Below are 18,096 nucleotides of genomic sequence, written 5' to 3' on the forward strand. Positions count from 1 at the left end.
GGAGGACCCGACGTCCTGCTCATTCGACCGCGAGCCACCGACAAGGGCAACATCCGCGCCCGGCGCGTGCGCAGGTCACGGCGTCGACGGGAGCGGTGCGGCCCGGCGCCGGCCCCACCCGGTGCCTAGCGGGCAGCGACCGCGTGGTCCGCCCGCAGCCGGGCTGGGGTGGCGAGCCGCTGGAGGACGGCGAGCGCACCGTCGACCACCAGGCACAGCGCCGCGACCAGCAGGCCGCCGGCCAGCACCTGGCCGTAGCGCTGGGTGCCCATGCCGAGGGCGACGACCTGCCCCAGGCCCCCTCCGCCGGCCAGCGCGGCGAGCGGGATGGTGGCGACCACCTGCACGACGGCGGTGCGCACGCCCGCGGCCAGCAGCGGCACGGCGAGCGGCAGCTCGACCTGGCACAGCACGCGCCAGCCCGGCATGCCCAGACCCCGGGCGGCGTCCCGGGCGGCGGGGTCGGCGCCCCGCACGCCCTCGTAGGCGCCCACCAGAAGCACGGGCACCGCGAAGACGGCGGCGGCCACCACCGTGGCGCCGTTGCCGAAGAGCCCGCCCGTGGCCAGCAGCAGGATGATCGCCAGCGTGGGCAGCGCGCGCGAGGTGTTGGAGAGCGCGACGACGACGCCGGAGCCGCGCCCGCTGTGGCCGAGCAGGGCGCCCAGCGGGAGGGCGAGCGCAGCAGCCAGCCCGGCGGCGAGCGCGGTCATGCCCAGGTGCTCGACCGTCAGGTCCAGCACGCCGCCCGGCCGCGTCCACACCAGCGGGTCGTTGAGGTAGCGAAGGGCCTCACCCAGCACGCCGTTCATGCCGGCCTCCGGCGCAGCCACGGCGTGGCAGCGCGCCCCGCCGCCCAGAGGGCGACGTCGAGCACGAGGGCCAGCAGCAGGGTGGCCAGGGTGGCGGCGGTGATCTCGGCCCGGAAGAAGTTGTTGCGGAACCCCTCGAACATCAGCTGCCCGAGGCCGCCGTAGCCGACCACGACGCCCACGGTGACGAGGGCGACCGTGGACACGGTGGCCAGGCGCAGCCCGGCGACGACGGCGGGGAGCGCCGCGGGCAGGCGCACCAGCCACGTGAGCTGCCACGGGCCGTAGCCGAGGCCGCGCGCCGCCTCGAGGGCGGCCGGGTCCACCGACTGCAGCCCGGCCAGCGTCTGGCGCAGGATCACCAGCACCGCGTAGACCACCAGGCCCACCAGCACCGGGGTGCGGCCGATGCCCAGCACGGGGGCGAGGATGGCGAACAGGGCCAGCGACGGCACGGTGTACAGCACGGAGGCCAGCGCGACCAGCGCGCCGGCCACGCGGCGTCGGCGGACCACGAGCAGGGCGAGCGGCACGGCGACCAGCGCGGCGAGGGCGACCGCCTCGACGGTCAGGAGCAGGTGCTGCCAGGCGCGGGTGCCGAGCACCTCGCGGTGGGTCACCACCCACTCCCAGGAGAACCACGGGTTGCCGGGCATGCGCTCGAACCTACCCGGTCACGTAGGTTGGGGGGCGTGTCCGCACGCATCGAGCTCGACGCCGTCAGCAAGGCATACCCGGACGGGACGGTCGCGGTGGGCTCCCTGAGCCTCGTGGTCGAGCCCGGCGAGGTGCTCGCCCTGGTGGGGCCGTCGGGCTGCGGCAAGTCGACCACGCTGCGGATGATCAACCGGCTCGTCGAGCCGACGGGCGGCCGGGTGCTGATCGACGGTGTCGACACCTCCACCATCGACCCGGTCCGGCTGCGCCGCCGCACGGGGTACGTCATCCAGGACGTCGGCCTGCTCCCGCACCGCACGGTCGCCGCGAACGTCGCCACGGTGCCCCGCCTGCTGGGCTGGGACCGGCGCCGCACGCGCGAGCGGGTCGGTGAGGTGCTGGAGCTGGTGGGCCTGCCCGCCGCCACCTACGGGCGCCGGTACCCGCACGAGCTGTCCGGGGGAGAGCGCCAGCGGGTGGGCGTGGCCCGCGCGCTGGCCACCGACCCGCCGGTGCTGCTGCTGGACGAGCCGTTCGGTGCCGTGGACCCGGAGCTGCGCCGGTACCTGCAGGCCGAGCTGGCGCAGATCCTGGCCGACGTCGGCTCCACCGTGGTGCTGGTCACCCACGACATCGACGAGGCCGTGCGCCTGGGACGGCGCGTGGCCGTCCTGTCGCGCGGCGGTCACCTGGAGCAGGTGGCACCGCCCCTGGCCGTGCTGGCGCACCCCGCCACCGAGCGGGTGCGGGAGTTCGTGGGGGAGGGGGCCGCGCTCCGGGTCCTCCAGCTCGCCCGCGTCGCGCCGGAGGACCTGGGACGCGATCCGGGTCACCTCGCGCTCGACGGCGCTCCGCGGGTGCCGCTGGGCGCGACGCTCGCCGACGCGTTCGACGCGCTGGCCGCACTGCCTGCGGGCGCCGGCGCGCCGGCGCGCGTCGCGGTGACGGACACGGCGGGCACCGTCGTCGGCGTCCTCACGGCCGACGGCGTCCTGGCCGCCCTGCGCCGGGCGACAGACGGCGCGGCACCCCGCGCCGACGTGCCGCCCGCAGCGGCGGGCGGGGCCCGGATGGGCACGGGGACCGCCTGACCCTGGAGCGGGGGTCGCTCGGCCCCGGCCTCGGCGCGCCGTGCCCGTTAGGCTCGGTCCGTGACCACCAAGCGCGTTGCTCTCGCCACCTGCTCCGACCTGCCCCAGCTCGACGCCGACGACAAGCCGCTGGTCGCCGCGCTCGCGGACCGCGGCGTCACGGCGGAGCCCGTCGTGTGGGACGCCCCCGACGTCGACTGGCCCGCCTACGACCTGGTCGTGGTGCGCTCGACGTGGGACTACTCGACCCGTCGCGAGGAGTTCGTCGCCTGGGCGGAGTCGGTGCCGCGCATCGCCAACTCGGCGGACGTGCTGCGCTGGAACACGGACAAGTCGTACCTGCGGGCGCTCGAGGCCGCCTCCGTGCCGGTCATCCCCACCATCTGGCTCGACCCCGCGAGGCACTTCTCCAAGCGCGCGGTGCACACCCGCATGCCGGCGTTCGGCGACTTCGTGGTCAAGCCGGTGGTCTCGGCGGGGGCCAAGGACACGGGCCGCTACCAGCCGGTGAGCGCCCAGTCGCGCGCCCTGGCGATCGAGCACGCGCGGCGGCTGCTCGACTCGGGCCGCTGGGTGATGATCCAGCCCTACGTGACCAGCGTGGACACCACCGGCGAGACCTGCCTGACCTTCGTGGACGGCGTCTTCCAGCACGCGACCCGCAAGAACGCCCTCCTCACCGGTCCGTCACGCCCCACCGTGGGCCTGGGCCTGTACATGGAGGAGAAGATGTCGCCGGTCGAGGCGACGCCCGAGCAGCTCTCCGTGGCGACGAAGGCCCTCGAGGTGGCCGCCGCCGAGCTGGGGCTGACCGACCCGCTGCTGTACGCCCGCGTCGACCTGGTCTCCGGGGACGAGGGCCCGCTGGTGATCGAGCTGGAGCTGACCGAGCCGTCGCTGTGGATGCAGTACTCCGGTGCCGTCCCCACGCTGACCCGGTTCGCCGACGCGATCGCGGCGCGCGTGGCCTGACGCCCCCCTTCTCGCACGACGACGAGGCCCCGCACCGGTCGGTGCGGGGCCTCGTGTCTCTCGGCGGTCGCGCGGGCCCCGGCTGCTCGGGGGGTGCGGCGGACCTGCGCGCTGTCCCGATGCCCTCGGGCCACGACGACGAAGGCCCGGGACCCGACCGCCGTCTCCGGCGATCGAGGCCCGGGCCTCGTCTCTGCGGGGTGAGTAACGGGACTTGAACCCGCGACCCCCTGGACCACAACCAGGTGCTCTACCAGCTGAGCTATACCCACCATGACCGGGCGCTCGCGCACCGGCCGACGGAAAGCATACCCGAGGGTTCGGGCGGTCAGGACACCGTGGGCCGCTTGGTGACCGACGTCTCGGAGATCCGGGCCGCCACGGCGCGCGCGGTCGCCGAGTCCGGGCCCGGCTGGGGCACGAACAGCGCCTCGCGGTAGTACCGGAGCTCGTCGATCGACTCCAGGATGTCCGCCAGCGCGCGGTGGCCGCCGTCCTTCTTCGGAGAGGCGAAGTACACGCGCGGGAACCACCGGCGGGCCAGCTCCTTGATCGAGCTGACGTCGATGATGCGGTAGTGCAGGTGGCCCACCAGCTGCGGCATGTCCCGATCGAGGAACATCTTGTCCGTGCCCACCGAGTTGCCCGCCAGCGGCGCCTTGCGCGGGTCCGGCACCCACTCGGTCACGTACTCCATGACGGCCTTCTCGGCGTCGGCCATCGTGCCCGCCGTCTTCAGCTCCTCCAGCAGGCCGGAGCGGGTGTGCATGTCACGCACGAAGTCGTCCATGCCCTCCAGCGCCTCGGCCGGCGGGGCGATCAGGACGTCGACGCCGTCGCCCAGCACGTTGAGCTCGGAGTCGGTCACGACGGCGGCGACCTCCACCAGGGCGTCCGAACGGACGTCCAGGCCGGTCATCTCGCAGTCGATCCACACGATGCGGTCGTTCGGGGAAGCAGGGCTCACGCGGGTCAGCCTACGTGCCCCGTACGGCGAGAGCCCCGATCCCCGGCCGCTCGTGGCGAGCGCGCGGGGGAGCGGGGCTCTCGGACCCGGGCGTGCTGCCCGGGCTGGTGCGGCACCGGCCCTGGGGGGCCGGCGTCGGGACTCCTGCTGTCATGCGGTTCGCCAGGCGGACGCCGCCGCAGGGCGGCTGCTGCGGTCGGCCTGCTCGGCACGCTCGGTGCGGCGCAGACGACGCCGCTCCTTGCGCTCCTCCCGACGCTGCCGTCGCAGCGTCCGGGCCAGGCGCTCCTGCTCGGCCCTGGCGAGCCGTTCCTCGTGGTCGGCCCGCGCCAGCGCGTGGACCATCTCGGGGTGCATGGGGTTCTTCTCTCTCGTGACGTGGAGTGGCGGGACGGGCCAGGTCCCCTCCACCACCGGCACAGAGCCGGCGGATCGTCACCGCGGTGCGTTCAGAACTCTCCCAGGAGGCACCGACACGGAGCGAGGCATTTTCGACGGCCCCGTCCGCCGCATCGGTAGCATGGCCGCCGACGCCCCACCCGTGGGGCCGCGCCTCCGTAGCTCAATGGATAGAGCACCGGCCTTCTAATCCGTAGGTTGCAGGTTCGAGTCCTGCCGGGGGCACGCTGAGCAGGGGCGGCCAGGTGTCTCCTGCACGACGTCGCCAGTGGGCGGTGTCGTTCGCCCATCGAGGGTTCCGCCCCGAACGACCTGACCCCGGCTCACGCTCTGCCGGTCTCACCCCTGGCCCACGCGAACGTCACGGCGACGGTCCGGTGGGCCTGCTCACGGTCGGGCAGTGCTAGCCGATCCGAACGGAGGATCTTCTGGAGCGTGCTGCTCCGGGGGTTCTGTGCAGCACGGCGGGGCAGGATGCCTGCCGCCAGCCCAGGGAAGGGAGACGCGGATGGTGGAGCCGGGGCAGTTGGACGACGGGACCGAGCGGCACTGGTGGCGGGGGCGACCGCGCCGCCGGGTGACGGTCGCCGCCGGTGTGGCGGCGGCCCTTGTGCTGTCCGGTGTCGGCGGAGTCGCCTACGCGCGGCACAGCAACCAGGTCAGGATCGACCAGACGCTCACCCAGGTGGTGGCGGCCCAGGACCAGCGAAGCGCGCGCCGCGACGCTGACCACCCAGGTGCAGGCCGCCGAGGAGCTTCTTGCCCAGACGGACGGCAAGGTCGACGATCCCGCCGTGCGCCCCGCCCTGGAGCAGGCCGTCGCCCAGGCGCGGCGGGCGTCTGACGTCCGGGCACCGCGCACCGGCGACACCCTGGACGAGGCGCGCTCGGCGCTTGCCGAGGTGGAAGCGGCGCTGGCTGCGCTCAACGAGGCGGCGAGCACCCTCGACCAGGCGGTGCGGGCGGTCGAGGGCTCCCACGCCGAGTTCCTCTTGCGGGAGGCGGTCGCTCAGCTGGAGGAGGCGAAGGCGGCGCTGGGCCAGTCGGTGATCACCGGCGAGGAGGTGCTGGCTGCCACCGAGGGCAAGGTCGCGGACAACCAGGTCCGTCAGGCCCTGCGTGACGCCCTGGACGCCGCGCTGGCGATCACGGGCGAGGTGGACACCCAGAGCCTCGAGGCGGTGCAGTCCGCCACCAAGGTGCGTACGGACGCCAAGGGCTCGGTGGAGTCCACGACCCAGCAGGTGCAGGACGCGACCAAGGCGTGGGAGGAGGCGGAGCGGGCCCGGATCGCTGCGGAGCGTGCCGCTGCCGAGCGGGCTGCGGCGGAGAAGGCCGCTGCGGCTCAGCGGCAGGCTGCTGCCAAGTCCTCGTCCGGCTCGGGTACCAAGTCCTCGACCTCGACCAAGTCGGGCGGCAGCACGGCCAAGTCGGGTTCGTCGGGCTCCTCGGCTCCGAAGTCGTCGGGTGGCACCCCTAGCGGCGGTTCATCGGGTGGCGGGTCTTCGGCGGACTGGGACTCCATCATAGACAAGGTGTTCGGTGGCGGTACTTGCATCCACATGGACGAGGCCGGCAATACTTGGACTAGCAACAACTGCTGACCACTCCTGATCCACTGACCCGCACCGCTCTCGTGGCGGTGCGGGTCAGTGTCATTTCGAGGCCTGAGCCCTCCGAAAGACCCTCTTCCAAAACCCGGATCACGAGGTTCAGGCTGCGCCACCCCGCGACGGCTGAGCCCGGGTAGAGCGGGAGGCTCCCCGTGGGGCGAGATGGAGCTGGTGATAGTCCACTCGGTGAGTTCAGGACGCGCTAGGCATCCGCGCCATGACGGCGGACGACGTCTTGGAGCCACGGGGCTCGATGAACTCCGAGTGCCGAATCATGGGCAGTTGGGCATCGCGTAGTTGATGCCGTCCACCCGGTTCTCCACAAGCTCACATCGTGGTGTGCCCTCGCCAATGAGGAACAGGATGGCAACGAGGCAGGCGAGAAGAGCTCCCACCAGGGCCGCGAGCAAGCCCCAAGTCCTCATCCTCCGATGTTTCCATACCGCGATTCTCGACCTCCGCCGTGACGCCCCCTCAAGTCACAGGCGCTCGGAGCGCTCGGACCGGCTCGTGACGCGCGGGGTGACCTGCCCGCCTGCTCTCCTCGGCTGAGCCCTCGCACGCTGTCCTGTAGTACGGTGCCGCCAACCTCACGGGCGCTCTGAGCACAGAGCTGAGATCGGACTGCCGCTGTCCGAGCACCGTTCGAACCTGTCCGGGTCATGCCGGCGAAGGAAGAAGGAGCTCATGACGCGTACCCCTGCCCAGGACTCGCCCCGCACCGAGGACGCTCACGCAGCGGCCGGCGACGCAGCGTCGCCGCTGAACTACCGGACGCACACCGCGGACTACGTGGTGGACGAGGAGCACGGGATCCGGGTGCCAGTCACGCGGATCGCCCAGGACGACTCGCCGGACGGCACCCCGAACCCGCCGTTCTTCACCTACCGCACCACGGGGCCGGGCAGCGACCCGGTGCGGGGCCTGCCGCCGCTGCGCGCGGAGTGGGTCGCGGCCCGCGGCGACGTCGAGACGTACGAGGCGCGCGGGCGGCGCCTGGAGGACGACGGCAGCCGGGCGCTGCGTCGTGGTGCGGCGAGCCAGGAGTGGAAGGGTGAGCAGCGCCCGCCGCTGCGGGCTCTGCCGGGCCGGCGGGTCACCCAGATGCACTACGCCCGTCAGAGCGTGGTGACGCCGGAGATGCGTTTCGTCGCGCTGCGCGAGGGCGTGGACGTCGAGCTGGTCCGCTCCGAGGTGGCGGCCGGCCGGGCGATCATCCCGAGCAACATCAACCACCCGGAGTCCGAGCCGATGATCATCGGCCGGGCGTTCACCGTGAAGGTCAACGCGAACATCGGCAACTCGGCGGTGACGTCGTCGATCGCCGAGGAGGTCGCCAAGATGCGGTGGGCGACGCAGTGGGGTGCCGACACGGTCATGGACCTGTCCACCGGTGACGACATCCACACCACGCGGGAGTGGATCCTGCGCAACTCCCCGGTGCCCATCGGCACCGTGCCGATCTACCAGGCGCTGGAAAAGGTCGGCGGGGACCACCAGGCGCTGACCTGGGACGTGTACCGGGACACGGTGATCGAGCAGTGCGAGCAGGGCGTGGACTACATGACCGTCCACGCGGGGGTGCTGCTGCGGTACGTGCCGCTCACGGCCGAGCGGGTGACGGGGATCGTCTCGCGGGGCGGGTCGATCATGGCCGGCTGGTGCCTGGGGCACCACCGGGAGAACTTCCTCTACGAGCACTTCGACGAGCTGTGCGAGATCTTCGCGCGGTACGACGTGGCCTTCTCGCTGGGGGACGGCCTGCGGCCGGGCTCGCTGGCGGACGCGAACGACGCCGCACAGTTCGCCGAGCTGGAGACGCTGGCCGAGCTGACCGAGCGGGCGTGGGCCTACGACGTGCAGGTCATGGTGGAGGGGCCGGGGCACGTGCCGCTGCACCTGGTGCGGGAGAACGTGGAGAGGCAGCAGGAGCTGTGCAAGGGCGCCCCGTTCTACACGCTCGGCCCGCTGGTGACGGACGTCGCCCCGGGGTACGACCACATCACGAGCGCGATCGGGGCCACGGAGATCGCCCGGTACGGCACCGCGATGCTCTGCTACGTGACCCCCAAGGAGCACCTGGGGCTGCCCGACCGGGACGACGTGAAGACCGGGGTGATCACCTACAAGATCGCCGCGCACGCGGCCGACGTCGCCAAGGGGCACCCGGGCGCCCGGGACCGGGACGACGCGTTGTCCAAGGCGAGGTTCGAGTTCCGCTGGCGCGACCAGTTCGGCCTGTCCCTGGACCCGCAGACGGCGGAGTCGTTCCACGACGAGACGCTGCCCGCCGAGCCGGCCAAGACTGCCCACTTCTGCTCGATGTGCGGGCCGAAGTTCTGCTCGATGCGCATCTCTCAGGACATCCGCTCGGAGTTCGGTGACGCGGAGGGGCAGGCGCGGGTCGTGGAGGAGGGGATGGCGGCCAAGGCCCGCGAGTTCCGCGCGGCGGGCGGCAGGGTCTACCTTCCCGACCCGGTCGTCCCCGGGCGGGGATAGCCGGCACCGCGCACCGGGTCCCGACGGCCCGGTGCGCGGCCTGGCGAGCGCCTGGGCGAGGTCCTGGGCACGCTCTCGGCGGGTGCTGCTCGTGCGGCACCCGCCGAGACCTCAGTCGAGGTTCGTGCAGAGCGCGGAGGCCTCCAGCGCGGGCTCGAACTCGCACTGGGTCCTCGCGTAGGTCTCGGGGACCACCTCGCCGAGCACCTCGGGGTGCGCGGAGGCCGCGGCGGCGAAGTCGTCGAGGGTGGCGCACTCCTCGAACGCGGGCCACAGGGCCTGGCGGGAGTCCTGCATCTCGTCCGCCTCGAGCGCCTGGGCGAACGCCTCGTGGCACGCCTGGGCGGGCTCGACGGCGTGCTCGGTCTGCTCGGCGCCGCCGCCGCACCCGGCGAGGAGGATCGTCGCTGCGGCCACGGTCACGAACCCTGTGCGCTTCATGGGCGTCCAACGTAGCGGCGATCGTGACGCATGTCACCAAACGGGCGAAACGCTCAGGGCGAGACGAATGCCACCGGGTCCCCGAGGTCGGCGTCGGGCTCCGCCACGCGTGCCACCGCCCAGAAGAGCAGCGCGACGCCGAGCGCGCCGGCGTCGGGCGCACCCTTCGCTCGGTCGCCGAGGTAGCTGGCGCGGCCCTGGCGGGCGCGCAGGTCGGCGGTGTCCAGGGCGCCCTGCCGGGCCCGACGGGCGACGTCGGCGTACCCGGCGCCCTCGGCCAGCGCGTCGGCCGCGGGGCTGAGGGCGTCGACAAGGGTGCGGTCGCCCACCTCGGCCTCGCCCACGCGCTGGATGGCCGCGAGCCCCTCCCGGACGCCGTCGGCGAACGCGTGCCGCTCGTCGCCCGCGGCGCCGGCCGTGCCGAGGGCCTGGGCCACCGACTGCAGCAGCAGCCCGAGCAGCGGGCCGGACGTGCCGCCCACCTCGTCGAGGAACACCTGCGCGCCGGTGCGGAACGCCGGCTCGCCGGGTGCGGCTTCGATCCCGGCACGCACGGCGGCCAGCCCCTCGCGCAGGTTGTCGCCGAAGTCGCCGTCACCGGCGAGCTGGTCGAGCCGGGTGAGCTCGTCGCGCGCGGCGACGGCGGCGTCGGCGTACGCCTGGAGGATGGCGTGCTGGTCGAGGGCGGGAGCGCTCATCGGGTCGCCTCCACGGGTGCGGGGGAGCCGGTCGGGGTGCCGGCCGGGATGTCGGTCGGTGCCGGGAACGCGGGGGTGACGGCGGGTGCGCGCCACAGGTCGAGCCAGTCGTCGCGCAGGCGGGTCACGGTCAGGGAGAACCCGGCCATGTCCAGACCGGGCACCAGCGTCCCCACCGCCTGCGCCGCCACCCGTAGCCCGCGCTCCTCCAGGGCACCGGCCGCGGCGTCGTGCACCGTGTACAGCTCGAGCAAGGTCGTGGCGCCCATGCCGTTGGTGAGCAGCAGCACGTCGTCCCCGGTGGCCTCCGCGCGCTCGAGGCTGTCCAGCACGTCGCTCACCATCCGCGGCACGAGGTGCTCGAGCCCCTCGTAAGAGACGGTGCGCTGCGCGCGCTCGCCGTGGATGCCGACGCCGTACTCCAGCTCGCCGTCGGGCAGCTCGAACGCGGGGCCACCGTCGGCCGGTCGGGTCTGAGCGCGGGAGGCGACGGCGAGGCTGCGCGAGGCGGCCACGACGCGCTCGCCCAGGTGAGCCAGCTCGTCGAGCCCGAGGCCGGAGTCGGCGGCGGCGCCGAGCAGCTTCTCCACGACAGGGGTGGCCCCCGTGCCGCGCCGACCGGTGCCGGTCTCCTCGCTCTCGGTGGCGACGTCGTCGTCCACCAGGACCCGGCGCACCTCGACGCCGTCGGCGCGCAGGCGCTCGGCCGCGATGCCGAAGTTGATGCGGTCCCCGGTGTAGTTCTTCACCACCAGCAGCACGCCGTCGGGGCCGGCCACCGCCTTGCCGGCCTCGTAGACCTGCCGGTTGTGGGGCGAGGCGAAGACGCGGCCGGGGACGGCGGCGTCCAGGAGGCCGCGGCCCAGGAACCCCGCGTGCATGGGCTCGTGGCCCGAGCCGCCGCCCGAGACGATTCCCACCCGGCGGTCGGGGTGGCGCTCGCGGGCCAGCAGGTAGGTCGGGTCCTCGTGCAGCTCCACGAGCCCGGCGTGCGCGCGGGCGAAGCCGCGCAGCGACGCGTCGACGCCCTCGGTCGGGAGGAAGAGGCGGTCCATGCGCTCCACACTCTCATCGGGTCCGGGCGGGACGCGCGCCGAGCCGGACCGCGCCACCGACGGCGCCCGAGCGTAGGGGTCTGTCACGGGACGACCCCGGTTCCGTGACAGACCCCTACGGTCGGCGGGGGGCGGGGGCGCTGGGTCGCCGTGCGGGTGCGGCAGACCTGGCTAGCGTGGCGGCATGCGCGCGATCGGAGTGACGACGACGGGCGGTCCGGACCGGCTGCAGGTGCTCGACCTCCCCGACCCGCAGCCCGGCCCGCACGAGCTCGTGGTGGCGGTGCACGCTGCGACCGTCAACCCCACCGACATCGCCCTGCGCGAGGGCGTCGGCATCCCCGACGGGCTCGAGCCGCCCTACGTGCCCGGCATGGACCTCGCCGGCGTGGTGGTGGCGGTGGGCGACGGTGTCGAGCTCTCGCCCGGGGACCGCGTCGTCGCGGCGGTCAACCCGAGGCGCCCCCAGGGCGGCGCCTACGCCGAGCGCGTCGTCGTGCCGGACACGTCGGTGGCCCTGCTGCCCGACGGCCTGGACCTGGTGGCCGCCGCGACCCTCCCGCTCAACGGGCTCACCGTGCAGCGGGCGCTCGAGCTGGCCGACCTGCCGCCCGCCGGCACGCTCGCCGTGACCGGCGCCGCCGGCGCCGTGGGCGCGTTCGCGGTGCAGCTCGCCCACCACCGCGGCTACCGCGTGGTGGCCGACGCCGCGGACGAGGACCGGGAGCTGGTCGAGAGCCTGGGCGCCGACACGGTGCTGCCGCGGGGTGACGGGTTCGCCGCGGCGGTGCGGGCCGCCGAGCCCGGCGGCGTCGACGCCGTGCTGGACGCCGCCCTGCTGCAGGTGGCCGTCCTGCCTGCGGTCCGCGACGGCGGCGTGCTCGTCTGCGTGCGCCCGTTCGACGGCGAGGCCGACCGCGGCGTGCGCACCCCGCTCGTGCTGCCAGCGGACTACCTGCACCGCGAGGGCTGGCTGGACGAGGTGGTCCGGCTGGCCGACGACGGCGTGCTGACGCTGCGCGTGGCGCAGACCTACCCCGCCGAGCAGGCCGCCGAGGCGCACCGCCGCCTGGAGGCCGGCGGGGTCCGTGGCCGGCTCGTGCTGACCTTCTGAGGTGGCCGGCAGCCGTGCACCGGTACGAGCGGTCCCGGGCGCCCGCGGACGCGCCGGTGACCCGCACGACCTTGCGCCACCACCGGCGCGGTCGTTTGGCGAGCGCGCGCCCACCAGCGAGGATGACCCCGTGACACTGCCACTGGGATCGCGCGCCGCCCGCCAGGTCGCGGGCCGACCGGACCCCGCCGTCGCCGACGAGCTCGGCATCACCGTCTACGACGTCGCGCGGGACCTGCGCCGCGACGTCGACGCCGTCCGGCTCCCCCTCCCGATCGACGGCGCCTCGGCCGCCGAGTCGTCCCGCGGGCGCCTGCTCGCCCAGCTGGACGAGCACCTGCTGCCGCGCCTGCGCGAGCTGTCGTCGCCCGCCGTGGTGGTGGTGGCAGGGTCGACGGGCGCGGGCAAGTCCACCCTGTACAACTCGCTGCTGGGGGAGGAGATCTCCCAGGCCGGCGTGCTGCGTCCCACCACCCGCGAGCCGGTGCTGGCGTTCAACCCCGCCGACATCGAGGTGATCCAGCCGGGCCCCGTCACGGAGGCGTCGCGGGTCGTCTACCACGACGGCGTGCCGCGCGGCACCGCGCTCCTGGACGCCCCCGACCTCGACTCGTTCCTCTCCGAGAACCGCAGCACCGCCCAGCAGCTCCTCGAGGCGGCCGACCTGTGGTTGTTCGTCACCACGGCGTCCCGCTACGGCGACGCCCTGCCCTGGCAGGCGCTGGCGCGCGCCACCGAGCGTGGCGCGTCGGTGGCGATGGTGCTCAACCGGGTCCCTCCGGAGACGCTGACGACGATCCGCGCCGACCTGCTGCAGCGCCTGCGCGAGCACGGCATGACGGACGTGCCGCTGTTCGTCGTGCCCGACGTCGGCCCCCACGAGGGCCTGCTGGACGCGCAGGTGGTCCAGCCCGTGCGCCGGTGGCTGGCGCTGCTCGCCGGACCTGAGCGGTCGCGCGCCGTCATCGTCCGCACCCTGAAGGGGGCGCTCGGTGCGCTGCCCGCCTGGGTGACGTCGTTGGCCGACGCCGTGGACGCCCAGGGCGAGGCCGCCGACCACCTGCGCGCCGTCGTCGAGCACGAGCGCCCCGCCGCCCGCAAGCTCGCCCGGGACGGCGTCGAGGCCGGCGTCGTCGCCGGTGCCGCCGTCGAGGCCCGCTGGCGCGAGCTGTCCGGCACCGCCAAGGTCGACCGGGTCAAGGTCAAGGACGGGGCCGTGCGGTCGCTGCGCCGCACCGGCCGGCGCCGGGAAGACGCGCTGCGCACCCTGCGGTCCGACGTCGAGGCCGCGGCCGTGCGCACGCTCGAGGCCGCCGGGGCCCGCGTCGAGGAGCGCCTGCGCGCCGTCCTCACGGGGCCCGGTGCCCCGGCGGGCGGCACCGCCGTCGTCCCCGAGACCGCCGAGCGCGCCACCGCACGCGAGGCTGCCGTCGCCACGGCGGTCGAGGGATGGTCGGCGAGCGCCGAGCAGGTGGTCGAGCTGCTCGGCACGGGGGAGACCGCTGCGCGGGCGTCCGCGGCCGTCAAGGCGTTCGGCCCCCACGGGCTCGGCACCCTGCTGCTGGCTGCCGCGGCCGGCAGCGACGACGCGGCGCGGCTCCTGGTGCGGGTCCTGGGAGACCTGCACACGGAGGCGGTCGAGGCCCTGCGCGAGGACCTCGCCGACCGCGCGGCGACCACCGTCGACGCCGAGCTCGACGCCGTGGTGGCGAACCTCGACTCCCCGAACCTGGCTCAGGACGCGGCCTCCGGCCTGCGCGTCCGCCTCGCCGAGCTGAGGAGGCTCACGTGACCGACGACATCACCCTGCGGGCCCGCACGGAGGACCTCGCGGAGGCGTTGTCGCTCGTGGGCGCACGCACCGACGAGGCCACGCGGGCGCGGGTGCGCCAGGCCGTGGAGGGTGTGCGCGAGCGGTTGGCGCTCGGCGTCGACCACACGGTGGTGGCGCTCGCGGGCGGTACCGGGTCCGGCAAGTCGAGCCTGTTCAACAAGATCTCGCGCCTGTCCTTCGCCGACGTCGGCATCAAGCGGCCGACGACGGCACGGGTCACGGCAGCCTCCTGGGACGACGGCGCCGAGGCCCTGCTCGACTGGGTAGGGGTGGACCGGGAGCGCCGCATCGTGCAGGCCGACGAGCTCGAGGGCGACCTGGGCGCGCTGGACGGCCTCGTGCTGCTGGACCTGCCCGACCACGACTCGGTCGAGCCCGCGCACCGCGAGGTGGTGGACCGGGTGCTGCCGCTGGTCGACCTGCTCATCTGGGTGGTGGACCCGCAGAAGTACGCGGACGACGCGTTGCACTCGGGGTACCTGCGCGAGTCGGTGGGCATGGAGGCGTCCATGCTCGTGCTGCTCAACCAGATGGACACGGTGCCGCAGGGCCGCCGCGAGGAGCTGTTGACCGACCTGGGCCGCCTGCTGGAGGACGACGGCCTGCACGGTGTGCCGGTCGTGGCCGTCTCGGCGCGCACGGGCGAGGGTGTGGCGCAGGTGCGGGAGGTCCTGGAGGAGGTGTGCTCGCGTCGCTCGGTCGCGGCCGGGCGGGCCGCGGGAGAGCTGGACGCCGCGGCACGGCTGCTGCTGTCCCAGACGCCGGCGGAGGTGCCGTGGCAGCTCGACCAGGCGGTGGCGCGCGAGCTGCCCGGCCTGGTGGAGGCGACAGGGCTGGACGCGGTGGCGGGGCAGGTCGGGGCGGCCGTGCGCAACGGGTACGGCATGCCGGAGTTCCCGGTGCCGGACCGGGACGCGATCACGCTCGCGCGGGCACGGTGGCTGACCTGGGCGGGCGCGTCGCTGCGCCCCGGGTGGCAGCGCGCGATGGCCGAGGCGGTGCAGGGCGCGGACGCGCTGCGTGCCGCCGTGACGGACGCGACGCGCTCGGTGCGTCTGGACGTCAGGGGACCGCGCCATGCTCGGACGCTGCGCCGGGTGGCGTGGTCGCTGCTCGGCGCCGGCGTGGTCGTCGGCGTCCTGGCGGGCCTGGTGACCGGTGGGGTGCTCGACCTGGACGCCCCCTGGCCGGCCGTGCTGTGGGCTGTCGCCGCCGTGCTGGTCGTGGGTGGGGCAGGGTGCGCGCTGGCCGGGGTGCTGGCCAGGCGCTCGCTGGCGCGCCGTCGTGCCGAGGGCGTCGCCCGCGACGGACGGTCGGCCCTGGAGAAGGTGCTCGTCGACGGTCTCGGCCGGCCGACGCAGGAGCTGCTGGCCGAGCACCGGCGTGTGCGTGAGCTGGCGGAGGCGGCTCTCGACCGTCCGGTCCCGCCGCCGCTGACCGGACCCGTGACGCTGCCCCCTGCCGAGGCCGTCGCGCGGCCGTCCACAGATGCCGCGCGCGACGGGGCGGTCACCGCGCCCGTCGCCTGATCCTCCTCGCAGCGGCCGGTGACCGACCGGCCCCGTGACAGGAGGACTCATGAGCGACGTCAACGTGACGGTGGTCGGCCACGTCGGCCAGGACCCCACGCTGTACACCTCGGGCAGCGGTACCCGCTGGACCTCGATCCGGGTGGCCAGCACACGGCGAGTGCGCGACCCGCGGACGGGCGAGTGGGGCGACGGGCCCACCATGTGGTTCACGGTGCGTTCCTTCGGCGACCGGGCGCTCAACGTGGTCGAGTCGCTGCGCAAGGGCACCCCGGTGGTGGTCTCCGGCCGTCTGGCCTTCGAGGAGTACGAGGTCACCAAGGAGGTGCGCGGCGCCGACGGCGCGGTGCACGAGGTGAGCGAGACGCGGCACGCGCTGGCGGTCGAGAACGCGACCGTGGCGGTGGACGTGGCCCGGGGCGTGGCCCGCTACACGCGCACGGTGCACACCGAGGTGCTCCCCGCCGGCGCTCCCGCGGGCGGGGCGGCAGCCCTGGGCGCGGGCCAGGAGGGGGTGCCCGGGCCCGTGGAGGAGGACGTCGAGCCCGACGTGCTGGAGCACGAGGACGAGCGGCAGGCAGTGCCTGTCTGAGGGCTGCGTCGCGTAGGCTGGGGGGTCGGCCGCGAGTGCCGGCCCCCCCAGCATCCTGCTCCCTGCAGTACCGAGCGATCGAAACGGTGGAAACGAGCCAGTGGCTGAGTTCATCTACACCATGTACAAGGCGCGCAAGGCGCACGGCGACAAGGTCATCCTCGACGACGTGACGCTGAACTTCCTGCCCGGCGCGAAGATCGGCGTCGTGGGCCCCAACGGGGCCGGGAAGTCCACGATCCTCAAGATCATGGCCGGGCTGGAGCAGCCGTCCAACGGCGAGGCCCGCCTGTCGCCCGGCTACACCGTGGGCATCCTCCAGCAGGAGCCGCCGCTGAACGAGGAGAAGACCGTCCTCGGCAACATCGAGGAGGCGGTCGCGGGCATCAAGGCCAAGATCGACCGCTTCAACGAGATCTCCGGCCTGATGGCGGAGCCCGACGCCGACTTCGACGCGCTGCTCGCCGAGATGGGCGAGCTGCAGGAGGCCATCGACCACGCCGACGCCTGGGAGCTCGACTCCCAGCTCGAGCAGGCGATGGACGCGCTGCGCTGCCCGCCGCCGGACGCCCCGGTCAACGTGCTCTCCGGTGGTGAGCGCCGCCGCGTCGCGCTGTGCAAGCTGCTGCTCGAGAAGCCCGACCTGCTGCTGCTCGACGAGCCCACCAACCACCTCGACGCCGAGTCGGTGCTGTGGCTCGAGCAGCACCTGGCCACCTACCCCGGCGCCGTGCTGGCCGTCACGCACGACCGCTACTTCCTCGACCACGTGGCCGAGTGGATCTGCGAGGTCGACCGCGGCCGCCTGTACCCGTACGAGGGCAACTACTCCACCTACCTGGAGAAGAAGCAGGCCCGCCTCGAGGTGCAGGGCAAGAAGGACGCCAAGCTCGCCAAGCGCCTCAAGGACGAGCTCGAGTGGGTGCGCCAGAGCGCCAAGGGCCGCCAGGCCAAGAGCAAGGCCCGTCTGGCCCGCTACGAGGAGATGGCGGCCGAGGCCGAGCGCACGCGCAAGCTCGACTTCGAGGAGATCCAGATCCCCGCGGGGCCGCGCCTGGGCAACCTGGTGCTGGAGGCCAAGGACCTCGAGAAGGGCTTCGGCGACCGCAAGCTCATCGAGGGCCTGTCGTTCACGCTGCCGCGCAACGGCATCGTCGGCGTCATCGGCCCCAACGGCGTCGGCAAGTCCACGCTGTTCAAGACGATCGTGGGCCTGGAGCCGCTCGACGGCGGTGAGCTGAAGATCGGTGAGACGGTCTCCATCTCGTACGTCGACCAGTCGCGCGGCGGCATCGACCCGAAGAAGACGCTGTGGGAGGTCGTGTCCGACGGGCTCGACTTCATCAAGGTGGGCAACACCGAGATCCCGTCGCGCGCCTACGTCGCGTCGTTCGGCTTCAAGGGGCCGGACCAGCAGAAGCCGGCCGGCGTGCTCTCCGGTGGTGAGCGCAACCGCCTCAACCTCGCGCTCACCCTCAAGCAGGGCGGCAACCTGCTGCTGCTCGACGAGCCCACCAACGACCTCGACGTCGAGACCCTGGGCTCGCTCGAGAACGCGCTGCTGGAGTTCCCCGGCTGCGCCGTGGTCGTGTCCCACGACCGGTGGTTCCTCGACCGCGTGGCCACGCACATCCTGGCCTACGAGGGCACGGACGAGAACCCGGCGAGCTGGTACTGGTTCGAGGGCAACTTCGCCTCCTACGAGGAGAACAAGGTCCAGCGCCTGGGCGTCGAGGCGGCTCGCCCGCACCGTGTGACGCACCGCAAGCTCACGCGCGACTGACGTCGCACCGAGAGGGCCGGGTGGCCGCGCACCGTCGCGA

Annotated in this window: 16 protein-coding genes, 2 tRNA genes and 1 riboswitch; of the genes, 10 read left to right on the forward strand and 8 right to left on the reverse strand. The window is 73.9% G+C overall.

All coding sequences use genetic code 11. The features are described 5' to 3' along the window. Positions 1-125: 125 nt before the first annotated feature. Complete coding sequence (locus DNL40_RS02005; RefSeq protein ID WP_111249894.1) at positions 126-812, reverse strand: ABC transporter permease subunit; 687 nt, start codon at positions 810-812, stop codon at positions 126-128. Then, complete coding sequence (locus DNL40_RS02010) at positions 809-1,468, reverse strand: ABC transporter permease (protein WP_111249535.1); 660 nt, start codon at positions 1,466-1,468, stop codon at positions 809-811. Before DNL40_RS02010 ends, DNL40_RS02005 begins: the two co-directional genes overlap by 4 nt. Positions 1,469-1,504: 36 nt before the next feature. On the opposite strand from DNL40_RS02010, the gene DNL40_RS02015 reads away from it, so the two are divergent. Next, positions 1,505-2,560 (forward strand): ABC transporter ATP-binding protein, encoded by a 1,056-nt coding sequence (locus DNL40_RS02015; protein WP_245885581.1) that lies wholly within the window; start codon positions 1,505-1,507, stop codon positions 2,558-2,560. A 60-nt stretch (positions 2,561-2,620) separates the two neighbouring features. Continuing rightward, positions 2,621-3,532, forward strand: coding sequence for an ATP-grasp domain-containing protein (locus DNL40_RS02020; protein WP_111249537.1), 912 nt, complete (start codon positions 2,621-2,623; stop codon positions 3,530-3,532). A 199-nt stretch (positions 3,533-3,731) separates the two neighbouring features. On the opposite strand, the gene DNL40_RS02025 is transcribed toward DNL40_RS02020, so the two are convergent. The 3 genes from DNL40_RS02025 to DNL40_RS02035 all read right to left on the reverse strand — a co-directional run bounded on the left by DNL40_RS02025 (position 3,732) and on the right by DNL40_RS02035 (position 4,856). Next, positions 3,732-3,804: transfer RNA gene (locus DNL40_RS02025), tRNA-His, on the reverse strand. 56 nt (positions 3,805-3,860) lie between these two features. Further along, the gene (orn, locus tag DNL40_RS02030; protein WP_111249538.1) at positions 3,861-4,499 is read right to left on the reverse strand and encodes an oligoribonuclease; all 639 of its coding nucleotides are present in this window, start codon (positions 4,497-4,499) and stop codon (positions 3,861-3,863) included. A 150-nt stretch (positions 4,500-4,649) separates the two neighbouring features. Beyond that, complete coding sequence (locus tag DNL40_RS02035) at positions 4,650-4,856, reverse strand: hypothetical protein (RefSeq protein WP_111249539.1); 207 nt, start codon at positions 4,854-4,856, stop codon at positions 4,650-4,652. 194 nt (positions 4,857-5,050) lie between these two features. Between DNL40_RS02035 and DNL40_RS02040 the strand changes: the two genes are divergently transcribed. The 3 genes from DNL40_RS02040 (at position 5,051) to thiC (ending at position 9,010) form a co-directional block, all read left to right on the forward strand. Beyond that, positions 5,051-5,123: transfer RNA gene (locus DNL40_RS02040), tRNA-Arg, on the forward strand. Between the two features lie 512 nt (positions 5,124-5,635). After that, positions 5,636-6,502, forward strand: a complete 867-nt coding sequence (locus tag DNL40_RS02045; protein WP_111249540.1) for a hypothetical protein — start codon at positions 5,636-5,638, stop codon at positions 6,500-6,502. Positions 6,503-7,093: 591 nt separating this feature from the next. After that, positions 7,094-7,205, forward strand: a riboswitch (TPP riboswitch). Beyond that, complete coding sequence (gene thiC, locus DNL40_RS02050; protein ID WP_111249541.1) at positions 7,199-9,010, forward strand: phosphomethylpyrimidine synthase ThiC; 1,812 nt, start codon at positions 7,199-7,201, stop codon at positions 9,008-9,010. Its footprint overlaps the riboswitch before it by 7 nt. A gap of 111 nt (positions 9,011-9,121) precedes the next feature. Here the strand turns inward: thiC and DNL40_RS02055 are convergent, their stop codons facing one another. From DNL40_RS02055 to DNL40_RS02065, 3 genes are read right to left on the reverse strand one after another with little or no spacing between them, the layout of a single operon-like run. Beyond that, the gene (locus tag DNL40_RS02055) at positions 9,122-9,451 is read right to left on the reverse strand and encodes a hypothetical protein (protein ID WP_111249542.1); all 330 of its coding nucleotides are present in this window, start codon (positions 9,449-9,451) and stop codon (positions 9,122-9,124) included. Positions 9,452-9,504: 53 nt separating this feature from the next. Continuing rightward, entirely contained in the window at positions 9,505-10,149 is a 645-nt protein-coding gene (locus DNL40_RS02060; protein WP_111249543.1) for a DAK2 domain-containing protein, read from the reverse strand. After that, positions 10,146-11,204, reverse strand: coding sequence for a dihydroxyacetone kinase subunit DhaK (locus tag DNL40_RS02065; RefSeq protein ID WP_111249895.1), 1,059 nt, complete (start codon positions 11,202-11,204; stop codon positions 10,146-10,148). The genes DNL40_RS02060 and DNL40_RS02065 overlap by 4 nt, the downstream gene beginning before the upstream one ends. 184 nt (positions 11,205-11,388) lie before the next feature. Between DNL40_RS02065 and DNL40_RS02070 the strand changes: the two genes are divergently transcribed. From DNL40_RS02070 to ettA, 5 genes are all read left to right on the forward strand, one after another. Continuing rightward, positions 11,389-12,318, forward strand: coding sequence for an NADP-dependent oxidoreductase (locus DNL40_RS02070; RefSeq protein ID WP_111249544.1), 930 nt, complete (start codon positions 11,389-11,391; stop codon positions 12,316-12,318). Positions 12,319-12,448: 130 nt separating this feature from the next. Beyond that, positions 12,449-14,110 carry a GTPase gene (locus tag DNL40_RS02075; protein ID WP_111249545.1) on the forward strand — a complete coding sequence of 554 codons (1,662 nt, stop codon included), beginning with the start codon at positions 12,449-12,451 and terminating at the stop codon, positions 14,108-14,110. Then, positions 14,107-15,681, forward strand: coding sequence for a GTPase (locus DNL40_RS02080; protein ID WP_111249546.1), 1,575 nt, complete (start codon positions 14,107-14,109; stop codon positions 15,679-15,681). Before DNL40_RS02075 ends, DNL40_RS02080 begins: the two co-directional genes overlap by 4 nt. 49 nt (positions 15,682-15,730) lie before the next feature. Then, positions 15,731-16,273 carry a single-stranded DNA-binding protein gene (locus tag DNL40_RS02085; protein ID WP_111249547.1) on the forward strand — a complete coding sequence of 181 codons (543 nt, stop codon included), beginning with the start codon at positions 15,731-15,733 and terminating at the stop codon, positions 16,271-16,273. A 100-nt stretch (positions 16,274-16,373) separates the two neighbouring features. After that, a complete protein-coding gene (gene ettA, locus DNL40_RS02090; protein ID WP_111249548.1) occupies positions 16,374-18,056 on the forward strand; it encodes an energy-dependent translational throttle protein EttA in 1,683 nt (560 codons plus the stop codon). Positions 18,057-18,096 lie beyond the last annotated feature (40 nt).

Source organism: Xylanimonas oleitrophica (assembly GCF_003244315.1).
Classification (GTDB): domain Bacteria; phylum Actinomycetota; class Actinomycetes; order Actinomycetales; family Cellulomonadaceae; genus Xylanimonas_A; species Xylanimonas_A oleitrophica.

What these genes read in the sequence shown, in the direction of transcription:
- DNL40_RS02005 (WP_111249894.1), bottom strand. Translation starts at nt 812, where the DNA reads ATGAACGGCGTGCTGGGTGAGGCCCTTCGCTACCTCAACGACCCGCTG.
- DNL40_RS02010 (WP_111249535.1), bottom strand. Translation starts at nt 1,468, where the DNA reads ATGCCCGGCAACCCGTGGTTCTCCTGGGAGTGGGTGGTGACCCACCGC.
- DNL40_RS02035 (WP_111249539.1), bottom strand. Translation starts at nt 4,856, where the DNA reads ATGCACCCCGAGATGGTCCACGCGCTGGCGCGGGCCGACCACGAGGAA.
- thiC (WP_111249541.1), top strand. Translation starts at nt 7,199, where the DNA reads ATGACGCGTACCCCTGCCCAGGACTCGCCCCGCACCGAGGACGCTCAC.
- DNL40_RS02055 (WP_111249542.1), bottom strand. Translation starts at nt 9,451, where the DNA reads ATGAAGCGCACAGGGTTCGTGACCGTGGCCGCAGCGACGATCCTCCTC.
- DNL40_RS02060 (WP_111249543.1), bottom strand. Translation starts at nt 10,149, where the DNA reads ATGAGCGCTCCCGCCCTCGACCAGCACGCCATCCTCCAGGCGTACGCC.
- DNL40_RS02065 (WP_111249895.1), bottom strand. Translation starts at nt 11,204, where the DNA reads ATGGACCGCCTCTTCCTCCCGACCGAGGGCGTCGACGCGTCGCTGCGC.
- DNL40_RS02070 (WP_111249544.1), top strand. Translation starts at nt 11,389, where the DNA reads ATGCGCGCGATCGGAGTGACGACGACGGGCGGTCCGGACCGGCTGCAG.
- DNL40_RS02085 (WP_111249547.1), top strand. Translation starts at nt 15,731, where the DNA reads ATGAGCGACGTCAACGTGACGGTGGTCGGCCACGTCGGCCAGGACCCC.